The sequence below is a fragment of the Psychrobacter okhotskensis genome, from assembly GCF_013248965.1.
GTDB lineage: Bacteria > Pseudomonadota > Gammaproteobacteria > Pseudomonadales > Moraxellaceae > Psychrobacter > Psychrobacter okhotskensis.
This window is the reverse complement of record NZ_JABRVQ010000020.1, coordinates 1-15892: the sequence shown is the minus strand read 5'-3', so window position 1 is coordinate 15892 and position 15892 is coordinate 1. Positions and strand designations below refer to the sequence as shown.

General features: G+C 42.8%; 15 protein-coding genes. 9 read left to right on the top strand and 6 right to left on the bottom strand.

The features are described 5' to 3' along the window. Positions 1-3: 3 nt before the first annotated feature. The gene (locus HQR03_RS10160; protein ID WP_173240091.1) at positions 4-1269 is read right to left on the bottom strand and encodes a homoserine kinase; all 1266 of its coding nucleotides are present in this window, start codon (positions 1267-1269) and stop codon (positions 4-6) included. 188 nt (positions 1270-1457) lie between these two features. Here HQR03_RS10160 and hisF point away from each other — a divergent pair, with 188 nt between their 5' ends. From hisF to HQR03_RS10115, 9 genes are all read left to right on the top strand, one after another. After that, positions 1458-2240, top strand: a complete 783-nt coding sequence (gene hisF / locus HQR03_RS10155) for an imidazole glycerol phosphate synthase subunit HisF (RefSeq protein WP_173240090.1) — start codon at positions 1458-1460, stop codon at positions 2238-2240. Positions 2241-2440: 200 nt separating this feature from the next. Further along, positions 2441-2959: a 6,7-dimethyl-8-ribityllumazine synthase gene (ribH, locus tag HQR03_RS10150; RefSeq protein WP_173240089.1), complete on the top strand. Its 519-nt coding sequence runs from the start codon at positions 2441-2443 to the stop codon at positions 2957-2959. 216 nt (positions 2960-3175) lie between these two features. After that, positions 3176-4273, top strand: a complete 1098-nt coding sequence (nusB, locus tag HQR03_RS10145; RefSeq protein WP_173240088.1) for a transcription antitermination factor NusB — start codon at positions 3176-3178, stop codon at positions 4271-4273. A 2-nt stretch (positions 4274-4275) separates the two neighbouring features. Then, positions 4276-5319 carry a thiamine-phosphate kinase gene (thiL, locus tag HQR03_RS10140; RefSeq protein ID WP_173240087.1) on the top strand — a complete coding sequence of 348 codons (1044 nt, stop codon included), beginning with the start codon at positions 4276-4278 and terminating at the stop codon, positions 5317-5319. 3 nt (positions 5320-5322) lie between these two features. Further along, positions 5323-5904, top strand: coding sequence for a phosphatidylglycerophosphatase A family protein (locus HQR03_RS10135; protein ID WP_173240086.1), 582 nt, complete (start codon positions 5323-5325; stop codon positions 5902-5904). A 163-nt stretch (positions 5905-6067) separates the two neighbouring features. Beyond that, on the top strand, positions 6068-7444 hold the full coding sequence (gene glmU, locus HQR03_RS10130) for a bifunctional UDP-N-acetylglucosamine diphosphorylase/glucosamine-1-phosphate N-acetyltransferase GlmU (protein WP_173240085.1): 1377 nt from the start codon (positions 6068-6070) through the stop codon (positions 7442-7444). A gap of 112 nt (positions 7445-7556) precedes the next feature. After that, positions 7557-7928: a hypothetical protein gene (locus HQR03_RS10125; protein ID WP_173240084.1), complete on the top strand. Its 372-nt coding sequence runs from the start codon at positions 7557-7559 to the stop codon at positions 7926-7928. Positions 7929-8118: 190 nt separating this feature from the next. Further along, positions 8119-9963 (top strand): glutamine--fructose-6-phosphate transaminase (isomerizing), encoded by a 1845-nt coding sequence (gene glmS, locus HQR03_RS10120; RefSeq protein WP_173240083.1) that lies wholly within the window; start codon positions 8119-8121, stop codon positions 9961-9963. A 396-nt stretch (positions 9964-10359) separates the two neighbouring features. After that, on the top strand, positions 10360-11169 hold the full coding sequence (locus HQR03_RS10115; RefSeq protein ID WP_173240082.1) for a hypothetical protein: 810 nt from the start codon (positions 10360-10362) through the stop codon (positions 11167-11169). A 160-nt stretch (positions 11170-11329) separates the two neighbouring features. Here the strand turns inward: HQR03_RS10115 and HQR03_RS10110 are convergent, their stop codons facing one another. The 5 genes from HQR03_RS10110 to HQR03_RS14395 form a co-directional block, all read right to left on the bottom strand. Next, positions 11330-12145, bottom strand: coding sequence for a sulfite exporter TauE/SafE family protein (locus tag HQR03_RS10110; protein ID WP_101210849.1), 816 nt, complete (start codon positions 12143-12145; stop codon positions 11330-11332). A gap of 66 nt (positions 12146-12211) precedes the next feature. Further along, the gene (locus tag HQR03_RS10105; protein ID WP_173240081.1) at positions 12212-12715 is read right to left on the bottom strand and encodes a flavin reductase; all 504 of its coding nucleotides are present in this window, start codon (positions 12713-12715) and stop codon (positions 12212-12214) included. 205 nt (positions 12716-12920) lie between these two features. Further along, positions 12921-13949, bottom strand: a complete 1029-nt coding sequence (locus HQR03_RS10100) for a methionine synthase (protein WP_173240080.1) — start codon at positions 13947-13949, stop codon at positions 12921-12923. A gap of 63 nt (positions 13950-14012) precedes the next feature. Further along, a complete protein-coding gene (locus tag HQR03_RS10095; protein ID WP_025653195.1) occupies positions 14013-15035 on the bottom strand; it encodes a DUF1852 domain-containing protein in 1023 nt (340 codons plus the stop codon). A gap of 651 nt (positions 15036-15686) precedes the next feature. Then, complete coding sequence (locus tag HQR03_RS14395; protein ID WP_418889572.1) at positions 15687-15824, bottom strand: pentapeptide repeat-containing protein; 138 nt, start codon at positions 15822-15824, stop codon at positions 15687-15689. Between the last annotated feature and the right edge of the window lie 68 nt (positions 15825-15892).

The window sequence follows — 15892 nt, the reverse complement described above, 5'->3', positions numbered from 1 at the left end:
AATTTAATAGAAGTCAAAACCTGATGACCAGTTAATTTGATTTAGCGGATAAGCATCAATATGAAAACCGTTTGGATACTCTTTAAAACCAGGTTGTGATTTTAATTGGTTGATAGCTGCTTGCGCTTGTTGCTCAGTAGCAAATACGCCGATTAATTTAAAATCTTCGACATCGTTGTTTTTATCATCGTCTTTATAAAGCGCGTGTTCTAAAACAAACACCGTATTTTGCGCTTTTTCAACATGTGACCAATGATAAGCAGCAAGGCGTTTCATCAGGTCAGGGTTTTTGACCATGATATTATCGCCAGTACGCCCTTCGGTACGGTTGTAATGGATAACGTTTAAACGCAATAGCCAAAAAATAACCGCCGCTTTGGCCAGCATAACAGGCAACGCTCGTTTTTCATCTTCGCCAAGCTGACGTTTTGACTCATAGCCTTGCAAAAAAGCCACCATTTTACTGCGATCAAAATTCACCGACTCGCCTTGCTCAGCATCGCCCCACGTGGTACAAAAATCATTAATCGTAATGGCAATATCCATCACATAATGCTCGACGCTGACTTCGGTAAAGTCTAACAAGCCTGTGAGGCGCTCTTCACCTTTTTGGATATTATTTAACGATAAGTTCCACAGCGTATTATCAGCAAACATATCTAGATGACACAAGCCTTTTGGCAAGGTCGCAAGCGGTAATTCGCTATATGACTGCCAAATATCGCTCATGAGCTTGGCTTCGTCACAGGGCATAAACTGCATTTCACGGTCACGTACTTCTGACCATGGATATAAAGGTACGCCATATTCTTCCGCAGGCTGTAATACTTGCAGCGTCTCATGCAGCATGGCTAAAGCGGCACCGATTTCATGACACATCGCTTGCGTGGTTTGCTGTGGATGCGAGCCAGCCAAACAAGGTACTAAGGTAATGGCTTTATTGTCGTAATGGATAACATAGCGTTTATCACCACTATTTTTATCCCTGTCTAATCCTTCACCATCGATCAACGCTAATGGCGCAGCGACCGGCAATTTACCATCCAATTGATTAAGGATAACTGCCATTTTTTCGATATCTTCTGGTGGCCGCTCTTCAAATAAGGTAAATACATAAGAGTGCGCACCATCTACATCATCAGTCGTCTGAATAAACCAGTTAGAGTTCTTAATGCCTTGGGTAATCGGAATGGCGCGCGCAAACGAGACGCCAAAGCGTTGGCAAAAGGCGGCAAACTGATCATTGGTTAACTGGGTATAGACGGACATGACATCTCACTTTTGGCAATTAAATAAAAAGTTAAATAGGACAGATTTAAACAGCAATGGCGACAATTGTAGCGCGCTTGGGCAAACGATAGCGAAAAGCGTAATAATCTTGCGAAAATCTGCCTGATATGGCGGTGATTTTGCTAGACTAGCGCATTGAGAGAATTGATTATAAGGTGAAAGACCCTATGTTAGCAAAGCGTATCATTCCTTGTTTGGACGTTGATAATGGACGCGTGGTCAAAGGCGTGCAGTTTGTTGATATTAAAGACGCTGGCGACCCTGTTGAAGTCGCCAAGCGCTATAACGAACAAGGCGCTGACGAGATTACTTTTTTGGACATCACGGCCACCAATGACGAGCGCGACACCACCTATCATACCGTTGAACGTATGGCAGAAACCGTGTTTGTGCCACTAACGGTCGGCGGTGGTGTGCGTAAAATCGCTGATATTCGTAACTTGCTCAATGCAGGCGCGGATAAAGTAGCAATTAATTCAGCAGCAGTATTTACCCCAGAGTTCGTCGGGGAAGCGGCACAAAAATTTGGCAATCAATGTATCGTCGTGGCTATCGATGCCAAACGCGTCGCGGATATTGATGTTGATGGCATCATCATGCCGCGTTGGGAGATTTTTACCCATGGCGGTCGCAAGCCAACGGGCATTGATGCCGTCGCTTGGGCAAGTAAAATGGCTGAACTCGGCGCTGGCGAATTATTAGTGACGTCGATGGACGGTGACGGTACTAAAAAAGGCTATGACTTGGCCTTAATGAAGCAAATTACCAGCCGCGTCAATGTGCCTGTCATTGCCTCAGGCGGCGTCGGTAATTTACAGCATTTAGCCGAAGGGGTATTAGAAGGTGGAGTGGATGCAGTGCTTGCTGCCAGCATTTTTCACTTTGGCGAGTATACCGTGCAAGAAGCCAAACAATATATGGCAGCGCAAGGCATACAGATGCGCTTATAACGTCTTTGTAAAATACAAATACAGCGGTAAAAAATGTTATCATAGCGCTAACTACTTCTTATCATTTGATTTTCGTTCATTTAATGGCTTATTTAATGGATAATTAACCGTTTAAATACACTATTTGAACTTAGCATTATATTTAGCTCATCACTTATTCCTACATTTTAATTAAAAGCCCACTAAGTAAAGGATTTTTTATGTCGAATTTACAACAGCAGCGCAATGATGTGACCCATATCGATGGTAATCTACATCAAAATGAAGACGCCCGTATTGGCATCGTCGTTGGTCGTTTTAATGGTTTTGTCGTTGAATCATTGGTAGATGGCGCAATTGACGCCCTACTGCGCCATGGTGTATTGGGTAGCAATATTACCGTCATCCGTGTACCTGGTGCATTTGAGTTGCCATTGGTGGCCCAACGTGCTGCTGAATCAGATCGTTTTGACGCGATTGTGGCACTGGGTGCAATCATCCGTGGCAGCACGCCGCATTTTGATATTGTAGCTAGCGAGTCGGCCAAAGGTTTGAGCGCTGTGGCAATGGATTATAATATCCCTGTTGCTAACGGTATCATCACTACTGATAGCATCGAGCAAGCCATTGAGCGCTCTGGTACTAAAGCGGGCAACAAAGGCTCTGAAGCTGCGATGGTTGTACTAGAAATGATCGCTGTTTTGTCACAGCTAGATATTGATGATATCGATGAAGCGTAAGCTTTAAAGCTCAAATTTATTAGTTTAACTGGTGCTGCTATTTAGTAATAACAGCACCTCATAGCACTAGCCAGCTATCAAAACAATTGGCTACTTTTTGAATTTTCGCCGTATTTCTATACCCTTTAAAAATTTAAATAAGCATAGCTAAAAAGCTACTTTGTTAATTTATATTTTGACTGGGTATCATCTCAAAAATTTAGGTACAGACCCCCTATGACTGACCAACTCAAGCGCGCTATCAGCGCTGCGAAAACCGCCCAAACCAATGATAGTCAAGCTGAAGCCACGCGTATTGCGAGCAGCAGTGCGGGTGATCAAACCTTCGATATGAGTGAGTCTTCTTACAAGACCAGTCACACCGCTATCCGTAAAGCGCGCCGCTTTGCGATGCAAGGTCTATACGAATGGCTCGTCACTGACCGCCGCTTCGATATTGATGGTAAGCTTGGCTGGAAGGCCAATGCGCCGCATGATATCGCTGCTCGTACGCGTGCGACCAATGCCATGCATACGGTACATATCGGCTATTACCATGAAATGATGCGCGATATTCCTGAGCAGATTGAGGCGTTAGATGCGCTTATTAGTCAGCATCTTGATCGTGAAATCGATAAATTGGATACCGTTGAACACGCTATTCTTTTGATTGGTGCTTATGAGCTGCAAAATCGTTTAGAAATCCCTTATAAAGTCGTGCTTGATGAAGCGATGAAGCTGAATAATCACTTTGGTGCCACTGACGCCCATAAACTGATTAACGCCGTCCTTGATAAAATGGCGGTTGAGCTACGTGCTGTCGAAGTAGAAGCAGATAGTAAAGCCAATCTACGCACCTCACAAAAAGCGGCTGCTAAACCTGCAGTAAAAACTGATAGCAATATAGAAAATAGTGCTGATACACAAAGTATTGAAGAAAAGTCAACTGCTTCAAACAAGCCACGTATCAGTGCCAATAATGCCACCGTCAAACGCAACAGCGCTAGTAAAGCCAGTGCGAATATTAGTGACTTTAAGGCAACTAAGAAAAATGCTGCTGAAAACACGGTTGAAAATGATACTGTTAAAACAGCGACTGCGGCAGAACCAATTGTTGAAGAAGGCATTGTTAAAAAAGATGTCGTCGTTGATGAACAGCCTGCAGAAGAAAAGGTAGCTGCTGACGCTGTCAATAACGACAGCAACGAAGAAAATACGGCCGTTGATATTGGTCTAATTGACTCTAATCTTGTTAGTTCTGATGAAACTGTTAGTCCTGACGAAACTGTTAGTTCTGATGAGATTGTTAGCCCTGATGCAAAAAGCCAAGACTAACCATGAACGAATTTGAGCTGATCGAGCGCATATTTTCCCAAATGCCACAGTCATTGTCCAGCATTGTCGAAAAAGGCAGTGTCGAAAAAGGCATTGGTGATGATGCCGCGGTGATGAGCTTGCCTGCAGGCGCGCGCTTGGTCAGTTGCATCGATACACTCGTCCAAGGTCGTCACTTTAGCGCTGATTGGGAACAAGTCAATGAACTGGCATTTGCCATCGGTTATAAAGCGGTTGCGGTTAACGTCTCAGACATTGCTGCGATGGGTGCAACCCCGCATAGCATTCTGCTAGCGTTGGCCTTACCTGAGCGTTTGGCAAATGAGCAATGGTTAAGTGAATTTGCTAAAGGCTTGTTTCATGCCTGCCAATTATTCGGGGTTGCCCTTATTGGTGGTGATACCACGCGTAGTGATAGCTTAATATTAAGTGTCAGCGCACAAGGATTGCTTGATGCCAACACGGCAGCTGTTTACCGTTCAGGGGCGAAAGTGGGCGATAAAATATATGTATCAGGGTCGCTCGGCGATGCCAGCTATGCCTTGCAGCATCCTGACAACGCCGAAGGCGTAGAGCTTGCACATCGATTGCACATGCCGACTCCGCGTATTGCCTTAGGGGCAGCCTTAGCAAAAATTGGTGCTACAGCGATGATAGATATCTCTGACGGTCTTTATCAAGACCTTGGACATATCTGCCAACAAAGCAGCGTTAGTATGCGCCTTAATCTGGAGCAGCTACCTACTAGCAAGCCATTAGCAAGCGTTGATTTATCTGAGCGCTTATTATGCCAACTGACGGGTGGGGATGATTACGAATTGGCTTTTACTTTGCCTGCTGATATCGAACCTCGTGTTAATAACAACAGCAACACGCCAGTCACCTGTATCGGTGAGGTGACTGCGATGACAAATCATAAATACACAGACACATCTACCGCTTTACGTCCTGAGTTATTTTATCAAGGACAACTAGTCACCCCAACTCATTCCGCGCCATTTTCAACATGGCCCGACCTTACTGGTTACCAACATTTTGCAGGTTAATCCATGACCGATCAAGACCTCTCCAAGCCTGATATCCGTAAAGCCAATGACTGCCCACCGCTACCAGCAAATGCTAGCCTGCTTGATCGTGCAGTTTATTGGCTTGGTATTGGTTTAGGTAGTGGCTTGCCTCGCCGTGCGCCCGGTACTTGGGGGTCGGTGGGTGGTTTAATCGTCGCCATACCTCTAATGAGCTTAGGTTTTGTGCCATTTTTGATTATTACTATCCTATCCTGCCTCATTGGTATTTGGATATGTGGTCGTACCTCCGAGCTGATGCAAGGTCATGATGATCCGCATATCGTCTGGGACGAATGGGCTGGTATCTGGATTACTTTACTGCCATTTTCTTATATGAGTGTCTCTACTGCCAGTTATTGGCAAGACATCTCACAGAGCTTATCGGTCATTGCGCTTATCATCGCTTTCGTTTTGTTTCGCTTTTTTGACATTATTAAGCCACCACCAATTGATTGGGCAGATAAGAAGGTCGCTGGTGGTCTCGGTATTATGCTTGATGATATTATTGCTGGCGTAATGGCGGCAGCGGTATGGATAATTGTGATGCTCGGTATGCTGTTATAGCCAATACTCTATAAGCAGATGCGCAGTTAAGCTTTCTTATATTAATTGTTATGTAACCTTTTATATAACTTTAAGTTACAAAGCTTGCACGGCATTGCGTTTTTTCGTCTCAACATTTGCGTTATAATAATAGATTATATTTTGTTACATTTAACGAGCTACTATGACCTCTCCTCTTTCTGTCATTATCCTTGCTGCCGGTAAAGGCACGCGTATGCAGTCGGCTAAGCCAAAAGTGCTACAGACACTGGCTGGCAAATCATTGTTAGGCCACGTATTAGATACCTGTCATCAGCTGACGGTGGATGAGACTATCATCGTCCATGGTTTTGGTGGCGAGCAAGTAAAATCAGAAATTACCAGCCAATATGCGCAGTCCTCAATTACTTGGGTCGCCCAGACTGAGCAATTAGGCACAGGGCATGCGGTCAAAGTAACCTTAGCTGACTTACCAGCAGAGGGACAGAGTCTCATTCTGTATGGTGATGTGCCATTGGTCAGCTGCCAGACGCTAGCGGCATTGAAGGCAGCTAACACTAGTGGCATGTCGATGCTGACGTTAACGGTTGATAATCCATTTGGCCTCGGTCGTATCAAACGTGATACAAACGGCAATATCGAAGCCATCGTCGAGCAAAAAGATGCCAGCGCTGATGAGCAGAATATCCAAGAGATTAATAGCGGTATCTATTGCGTTGACAATGCCCTACTGCATAAATATCTGCCCAAGCTCTCTAATGACAATGCGCAGCAAGAATATTATCTCACTGATATTGTCAAAATGGCCGTTGCTGATGGCATTACGATTGCCGCGATAGAGCCTGAACATACGTTTGAGATTGAAGGTGTCAATAACCGTCAACAGCTGGCCAGCTTGGAGCGCACATGGCAGGGTAAACTGGTTGCAGACTTACAAGAAGCGGGCGTCCAGTTTGCTGATCCGACGCGCGTTGATATTCGCGGTAGCTTGAGCGCAGGTCAAGATGTATTCGTCGATGTTGGCGTGGTGTTTGAGGGCGATTGTGTCTTGGGTGACAACGTTTATATCGAAGCGGGTTGTGTCATCAAAAACGCGAAAATTGGTAATGCCTGTCATATCAAACCTTATTGTGTGATTGATCATGCTGAGATTGGTGCAGGTGTCGATGTTGGTCCTTTTGCCCATTTGCGTCCTGAGACCGTCTTGGCTGACAACAGTAAAGTTGGAAATTTTGTCGAAATTAAAAAATCAACCGTTGGTCATGGCAGCAAAGTAAATCATCTGAGTTATATTGGTGACGCCATCATCGGTACGAACGTCAATATTGGTGCGGGTACGATTACTTGTAATTATGATGGTGTCAATAAATCGCAAACTATTATTAATGACAATGCTTTTATCGGTTCAAATACTAGTCTGGTTGCTCCCGTAACGATTGGTGAGACCGCAACGGTTGCCGCAGGTTCTGTGATCACCAAAGACGTTGATGAAAAAGCTTTGGCATTTGGTCGCGCTCGTCAAACACAAAAAGATGATTTTCAACGTCCGACCAAAAAATAACAGATGAGCTGGTACTTAAATTAAGGATAGGAATTTTTAAGTAAGCTTAAGCAGTACGACAACCCTTGTAACTCTGCTCTTCCTAATCTAGCTTGAATTAGGGGTAAATATTATGAAAAATATATTATCTGTTACTTTAGTATTAATTATGATGCCATTTTCAATAGCGTCAGCGAGTACGACGCTAGAATATGATGCAGAGTGCAAATACTTTGATGCTAAGACAGTACTAAAATACTCAGGTAAGTGCCATTTCAACTGGGGCGTTGGCATGGAATCTCCGGATGATCAAGGTCATGTTAAGACCTATCAGCGTTATATCATGACCTACCCTAATAGCAATGAAGTTTGGATATATATCAATGATGATAGCTCTGCTACTGTAAATGATATTCCAGCCAGGTCATTAAAATCAAAAAAAGGTTTTGAAAAAGTCATCACGAATCAAGGCGAAGTTTTTGAATTTACTAAAGGATCAGAATAAGTCTGAAACTATATACGCCTAACAATGTTAAAAAGTAAGCAAAATTAAGCAGTACGGCAATGATTTGTGGTGCTGCTTATTTATATTTATAGATTAAACAAACATCATTACATATCGAAACATCATCAAAATCTAAACTATTGAAATATCGAAACATCAAAACATGAAACATCGAATTTAAGGAATCACTATGTGCGGAATAGTCGGGGCAGTTGCTGAGCGTAATATCGCTAATATCTTACTTGAAGGTCTTAAACGTTTAGAGTATCGCGGCTACGATTCCGCCGGTTTGACCGTCATTCGTGATGGCGAATTACACCGTGAGCGTCAAGTAGGCAAAGTACAAGCCTTGGTCGATGCCGTCGCAGTCAATCCAGAGTTTTTTGATGGTCATATTGGTATTGCGCATACACGTTGGGCCACGCATGGCGAGCCCGCCCAACGTAACGCCCATCCGCACGTATCCGGTAAAATTGCTGTTGTCCACAATGGTATCGTTGAGAACTACGCCGAGCTAAAAGAAGAGCTGATTGCTAAAGGCTATGAGTTCACCTCGCAAACCGATACCGAAGTCGTCGCTCATTTAATCAATGATATCTACAAAAGCACGCCTGATTTATTAGAAGCAGTTCGTGCGGTTATTCCTTTATTACATGGTGCTTTTGCCCTTGGTATTGTGCATATTGATTGCCCAAACGAGCTGATTACCGTCCGTTTGGGCTCGCCACTGGTCATCGGTGTGGGCATTGGTGAGAACTTTATCGCCTCCGACCAATTAGCGCTTTTACCCGTGACCAATCGCTTTATGTATTTAGAAGAAGGCGATATCGCCAAATTGACGCGTAGCAGCATTAAAGTTTATGCCGATGGTGTCGAGGTGAAACGTCAGATACATGAGATCGACGCCGCCCAGCATAATGCTGATAAAGGCGAGTTTAAGCATTATATGCTCAAAGAAATCTATGAGCAGCCAGATGCGGTTGCTCGTACGGTTGAGATGGCGTTAGATAGCGATGAGCCGTCTAAACTGCGCGATGACTTTTTGCAGCGTCATGAAGCACAATTAAAAGGCATTAAACATGTCCAAGTCATCGCTTGTGGCACCAGTTATCACTCAGGTTTGGTGGCAAAATATTGGTTTGAGAGCCTAATTCGTGTGCCTTGTTCCGTTGAAGTCGCTAGTGAGTTCCGCTACCGTAATCCGGTCGTCGTTGATAACACTTTGGTGATTTGCATCTCGCAATCTGGTGAAACCGCAGACACTTTGTCAGCACTACGTGATATACAAAAGCACACGCCAGCAGGCTTAGTCAGCTTGGCCTTGTGTAATGTACCGACCTCATCTTTGGTACGTGAAACGGATATCTTTTTACCAACGCTTGCCGGCCCTGAGATTGGCGTTGCTTCTACCAAAGCATTCACGACTCAGCTAGCCGCTTTGATGCTACTGGTCTTAAAAGTAGGTGTCGTGCAGGAGCGTATGACTGGCGAAAAATTAACCACGCTGCTAGGTCAATTACAAGAACTACGTGGTCAACTGCATGCCAGCTTAAACCTCGATGCGCCTATTAAAGTCATGAGTGAGCACTTTGAATATAAGAAAAGCTGCTTGTTCTTAGGTCGTGGTCTGCAGTTCCCAATCGCCTTAGAAGGCGCGCTGAAGTTAAAAGAGATTTCTTATATCCATGCAGAAGGCTATGCAGCAGGCGAGCTCAAACATGGTCCATTGGCGTTGGTTGATAAAGACATGCCTATCGTGGTGCTAGCACCCAAAGATAGTATGTTTGATAAGCTCAAAGCCAATATGCAAGAGGTGCACGCGCGCCACGGTGAGCTGTTTGTATTCGCCAGTGAAGCCAGTCAAATGGTCGCAGAAGATAGAATGCACGTGGTTTATGTACCTGATGTTTGCGAGACGCTAGCCCCTATCGTCTACAGTGTACCCGTCCAGCTATTGTCCTATCATGTGGCAGTCATGCGTGGTACTGACGTCGATCAGCCACGTAACCTCGCAAAATCGGTGACGGTTGAGTAGATTAAGACATTGATTTTAATACATATTTAACTATAATAGTATTATGTACTGCTGAATCCTGCGCTATCTTTATAACGAGATGACGCAGGATTTTTTTATGGATAACAACAATAGATAGAGCCAATTTAGTTAGAAAATGACTTAATATAAGATTACTATTAAGACGATAAACATGTCGAAAACAATTAAAATACTCGTTTTTCAACCTATTTACCATAATCACCGTTATGGAAGCAATAGGGGTTTTTGGGTTCTCTACTGCCCATTTTAGATAGTGAAAGGTAGTGATCTAAGGTAGTAAACTTTGCCTAGGTATTAAAAGTAAAGTACTGGATAATATTTGAGATAACGAATTCAAAAATAGAGATGGTGTAAAATATTTATTTGGAGTAACGCATGCTATTCAATCCAGTGAGACGAAGAGAAACTGCAATGATCGATTTCTTGATAAATACTGAATATGATGCAGAAAGACCGATGGGTAACGTTGCTTTGAGCGGTATAAATATGCTTATTGGTGATTGGATAGTCGGCTTAAAACCAGAAAATGAGGTCATTCTACCCAGTCGCATTGAGTGGCTACAAATGGCTATTGACACTAATGAGGTTTTTGATGGCCCTTATGAAAGTGCAACTTTCCATAAATATAACCTATATAAACACTTAGCACTTGCTAAATGGTTATATACAGGCGTAGATAGCCAAAAAGACTGGCAACATGCTAGGGTTCTTTTCGTTGATAACTATACCTCTGGGAAATGGTACGAAACAAGGAAACTAAGAACAGATGCTTTGGACAATTATTTAGCCTTATGTATCCAAGCAGAAAGTTATCAAGCTGGAATTGATGAATTTGAAAAATATCATGGGCAGAAAAAAATTTCGTTAAAAACAAAAACGATAACACCTAGATACTATGGTTATTTAGTTTGTCAAAATAAGTTAAACCTCGTTCATGATGATGCAACTATGATTGAGTTAGGTAGAAAATTATTGGTAGCTAATTTGGAAGATCACCCATGGCTAGGCTATGGTCAGTACTCTACAGCGGCTATGTGGTTAAAAATAGTATATTGGCATAACGATAAAAATTTAACGCCAGAACAGACGCTTCTTAAGTGTTATGACAATATGCCCAACGTACAAAAACCAAATTTTGAAGGAGGCCTCAAAAAACGGTCATTTCTTAGATTCTTCAGGGTCTAATATATGTGGCTTCTTTAAGCTATACCCCAAGGAAACCAGCTATTTCACCCTTCAAACCTATTAACAGACCACTTATAACAGACTACTAAGCTAAATATGATTTTCGGCACTAAGTAATATAATTCCGTTCATCAACTTTGCATCTTAAATACGTCAATATTTAAACCAGCCCTTTATAAAGGAAATAAAACCCTACCACCGTTAATAATATCGCAAAACATTTTTTTAGTAATGCTGGTGATAGTATATGCGCGACTTTCGCACCTACTTTTGCGGTAAAAAAGCTCATAATACTAATGCCTAAAAAGGCATAAATATGGACGAAGCCAATGGTATTGGGCACATCGACTTGCTGCTGCATGCCAAAAATCATAAAGCCCAACGCACCAGCAATGGCAATCGGCAATCCACAGGCTGCTGATGTGCCAACGGCTTTTTGCATGACCACGCCATAACGCGTGAGATAAGGAACGGTTAAGCTGCCACCACCGATACCAAAAATGGCAGAAGCGACACCGATAACCCCGCCTGCTGCTAATTGCTTAGGCTTAGACGGCAGTTCTGGATTAACATCATGAGAATGACTAGCGACCTGCTTTTTACCCCCAAAAAACATTTTATAAGCGACCCAAAGTAAGAATACGCCAACGATAAGCTGGAGATATAGCCCAGATATTTGCCCTGCTATTCCTGCGCCCAAAAAGCAACCAAGCGCTAGACCTGGTGCGAGATTTTTAAAGACAGGCCACATGACCGCGCCCTTTTTATTATGCGCCATGAGCGAGCTAATAGAGGTGACAATGATGGTTGCTAGTGATGTCCCTAACGCCAAATGCATGATATTGTCAGGGCTGTAGCCCATTTGAGTAAAGACAATAAATAATAATGGTACGATGATGGTGCCACCGCCCACGCCAAATAGCCCTGCAGCAAAACCTGCCAGCGCCCCAATTATTAAAAAAATGAGTATTTCCACGGGATAGTTACTTCTCGGTTAAATGATAGTTTTATAGTCGATGCTAAATAAAATAGATACGTTATCTTAAACGATTTCTATCTGACCTACTTGATGGTAAGCACGATTAAAATACACCAAACTTTCATCAGTGCCACCTTGTGATACGGCGTGCTTGATGGCGACTACACGACACATAAAGACGCTATGCGTGCCTACTTCTTGAATATGCTCAATCTCACAATCAAAACTGACCAGCGCATCCTCTAAAACAGGCGCACCTGTCGCTAATTGCGTCCAAGCGCCCTGTTTAAATCGTTCTTCCGAACTTAATTTTGAGGCAAAGGCATTAGATATTGGCTCATGCTGTGCGCCTAGTACATTGACACTCAAGGTTTTATTTTCAAGAAAGTGGACATGTGAGCGAGAGGTCTGATTCATACAGACCAGCAAGGTAGGCGGTGTGTCTGTGACGCTACATACCGCAGATGCCGTAAACCCATGAATACCAGAGTTACCTTTTGTGGTAACCACATTAACGGCAGTCGTCAATAGCGACATGGCATCTCTAAAGTCGGTGGCTTCAATCATAATTTCAGTCCTAAATTTATCACAGATTATTTTTAAAACGCGCTCAGCTGTAGGCTGGGTTTTTGACCCAGCATTGTATTTTTAAAAATATAGAAGCTGAGTTAAAAACCCAGCCTACAATAATTAAATTTTATAGCTATAAGTTTGTTTAGTAATAACTGAGGCCATTCATGGGCTTAAACAAGCTAGGGCTTGTTAAGAAATGCTAAACGCTTAGCTCTTTGCGAATGATTGCCGCGCCCTCGCTCAACGCTTTCAACTTGCCGCGTGCTACCTCGCGAGGCAAAGGTGCCATGCCGCAATTGGTCGAGGGATAAAGCTTATCGGCATCGACGAATTGTAGAACTTTGCGTAGGGTATCTGCCACTTCTTCAGGGGTTTCAATAGTATTGGTTGCCACATCGATAGCGCCGACCATTACTTTTTTACCGCGAATCAGTTCAATCAAATCCATCGGTACATGTGAGTTTTGACACTCTAATGAGACAATATCGATATTAGATTGCTGCAATTTTGGAAAGGCTTGCTCATATTGACGCCATTCTGAACCCAGTGTTTTTTTCCAATCATTATTGGCTTTGATACCATAACCATAACAAATATGCACCGCTGTTTCGCACTTTAGACCTTCGATAGCGCGCTCTAAAGTGGCGATACCCCAGTCGTTGACGTCATCAAAGAACACATTAAACGCAGGCTCATCGAATTGGATAATATCCACCCCAGCTGCCTCCAACTCTTTGGCTTCCTGATTGAGGATTTTAGCAAATTCCCAAGCCAGCTTTTCACGACTTTTATAATGGCCATCATACAGCGTATCAATCATCGTCATCGGACCGGGCAATGCCCATTTGATTGGTTGATCGGTTTGCTGACGTAAGAATTTGGCATCGTCCACAAATACGGGTCTTTGACGGCTCACCGCACCCACGACTGACGGCACACTCGCCTCATAGCGATCACGAATTTTGACAGTTTTACGATTCTCAAAATCTACGCCATCTAAATGTTCAATGAAGGTGGTCACAAAATGCTGGCGGGTCTGCTCGCCATCACTAACGATATCTATCCCTGCATGTCTCTGTTCTTGCAATGTCAAACGTAGTGCATCTTGTTTGGCTTCACTTAACTGCTCCCCTTCTAATGCCCAAGGTGACCAGATTTTCTCAGGTTCTGCCAACCAAGAAGGTTTCGGTAAGCTGCCAGCGGTTGAGGTTGGTAATAATAATTCCATATTGGTTACTCTTTTATATTTTAGTCTTTTAGTTTTTTTTATATGTCTGTTGATAAAGGTCTATTAAGCCGCGCGTTTTTTAACCGCTTCTTTTTGCACAGTCTCACTTGTCACTACATAGTTTGCCGCCCACTCATCAAGAATAGCCTGATAGGGTTTAATGAATTCATCTTCGGTAAATTTGCCTTGCGTCACCGCCATCTGGCTGCGCTCCTCGCGGTCATAGACAATTTGAGTCAGTGAATAATCTTGGTATTTCAAACTTGGCTGATATACGTGACCAGCGGTTGAGTTGGCATTATAGATTTCAGGGCGGTAAATCTTTTGAAAAGTCTCCATGGTACTGATGGCACTGATTAGCTCAAGGTCGGTGTAATCACTCAGCAAATCGCCCGCGAAATAAAATGCTAAAGGCGCCACACTACCGGCAGGCATAAAGTAGCGCACTGTTAAGCCCATTTTATGGAAATAGTCATCGGTTAAGGAATACTCATCTTGCTTGTATTCAAGCCCTAGTACAGGATGCTGATTGCCAGTACGCTGATAGACTTTACTACTTGACACACTCAGACAAATCACAGGTTGTTTATCAAAGTTGGTTTGATAGGCCTCTGAGTTCAATAAGTGTTGAAACAGTTTGCCGTGCAAATCACCAAAATCGGCTGCTGGTGGCGATTTTGGGTTTTTCTCAAAATGTTCCGGCAGTACAATGCTAAAGTCATAATCGCGCACATAAGAGGAGAAGCTATTGCCAATCATACCGTCAATACGCTTGTTTTCTTTATGATCCACAATCGTTGTTTTTAAGGTCTCAATGACTGGGAATGTATGACCATTGCCTTCGATATCCAAGTCAGCAGAGATGATATCAACTTCAACGGAATAACGGTCGGCTGTTGGGTTATCCCAATGCGCGAGATCATTAAAACGGTTATTTATCATAGTCAGCGTTTTGCGTAAGTTCTCTTGACGTCTCTCGCCACGCGCCAAATTGGCAAAGTTAGTCGTCAGACGTGTGCTGTCTGCTGGCTGATAGTTTTCATCAAAACGAATGCTCGAGATGGAATATGTAAATTGTTTACTCATGATAATCTCCTACCCTAATCTCATTGACTGAGATAACACCAAATTTTTGTATGTGGTAATCATACCTAAACCAATACATGAATAAAAACGATACTATCTTATTGTAAGATGAATATAATTCATGTTATTAAGATTGCGACACAATAGAAGATTGGAAGTCGGAGGTTTCACTGGCTTAGTTAATGAAAAGTTAAGCTATTAAAAAAGTGAGCAATGCTGAAGAAAGTGTAGAGACAAAAATATATTTTTTGCTGTGTATCAAATAAAAATAAGATTTTATCTTAAAGATGATTTTCTGCAGAAATGAAAAAATTGGTGAATTTGGTCACATGAAGCCCTATAAAGTTACAAAAAATAAATAACTGAGAATTATTGTATTCATATATAAAACAATAGTTTATTATATATCCCAGACTAAACATTATTTTAGATAACTAAAAGTTTTTGTACTTCTAGAAATTTACAACAATTCTTTTATATAAGCTGAACCTATCAAATAGAGTTCAGCTTTAAATCAAATGGAGCAAACCAGTGTCCTTAATTCATTTCTCAAAAGTAAGCGCTCTTACTATTCTAGCGGTAGCTATTGTCGCATGTAGCAGCAATGGTAATAATAGTTTCTCAAACCCATCTACAATTTTACCCCCATCATCAGAGCAAGCCGCTGCTGAGAAAGCTGCCGCTGAGAAAGCTGCTGCCGATAAAGCTGCTGCCGATAAAGCTGCTGCCGATAAAGCTGCTGCCGATAAAGCTGCTGCCGATAAAGCTGCTGCCGATAAAGCAGCTCACGATAAAGCTGCTGGCGATAAAGCTGCTGCGGAGAAAGCTGCTGCCGATAAAGCTGCTGCCGATAAAGC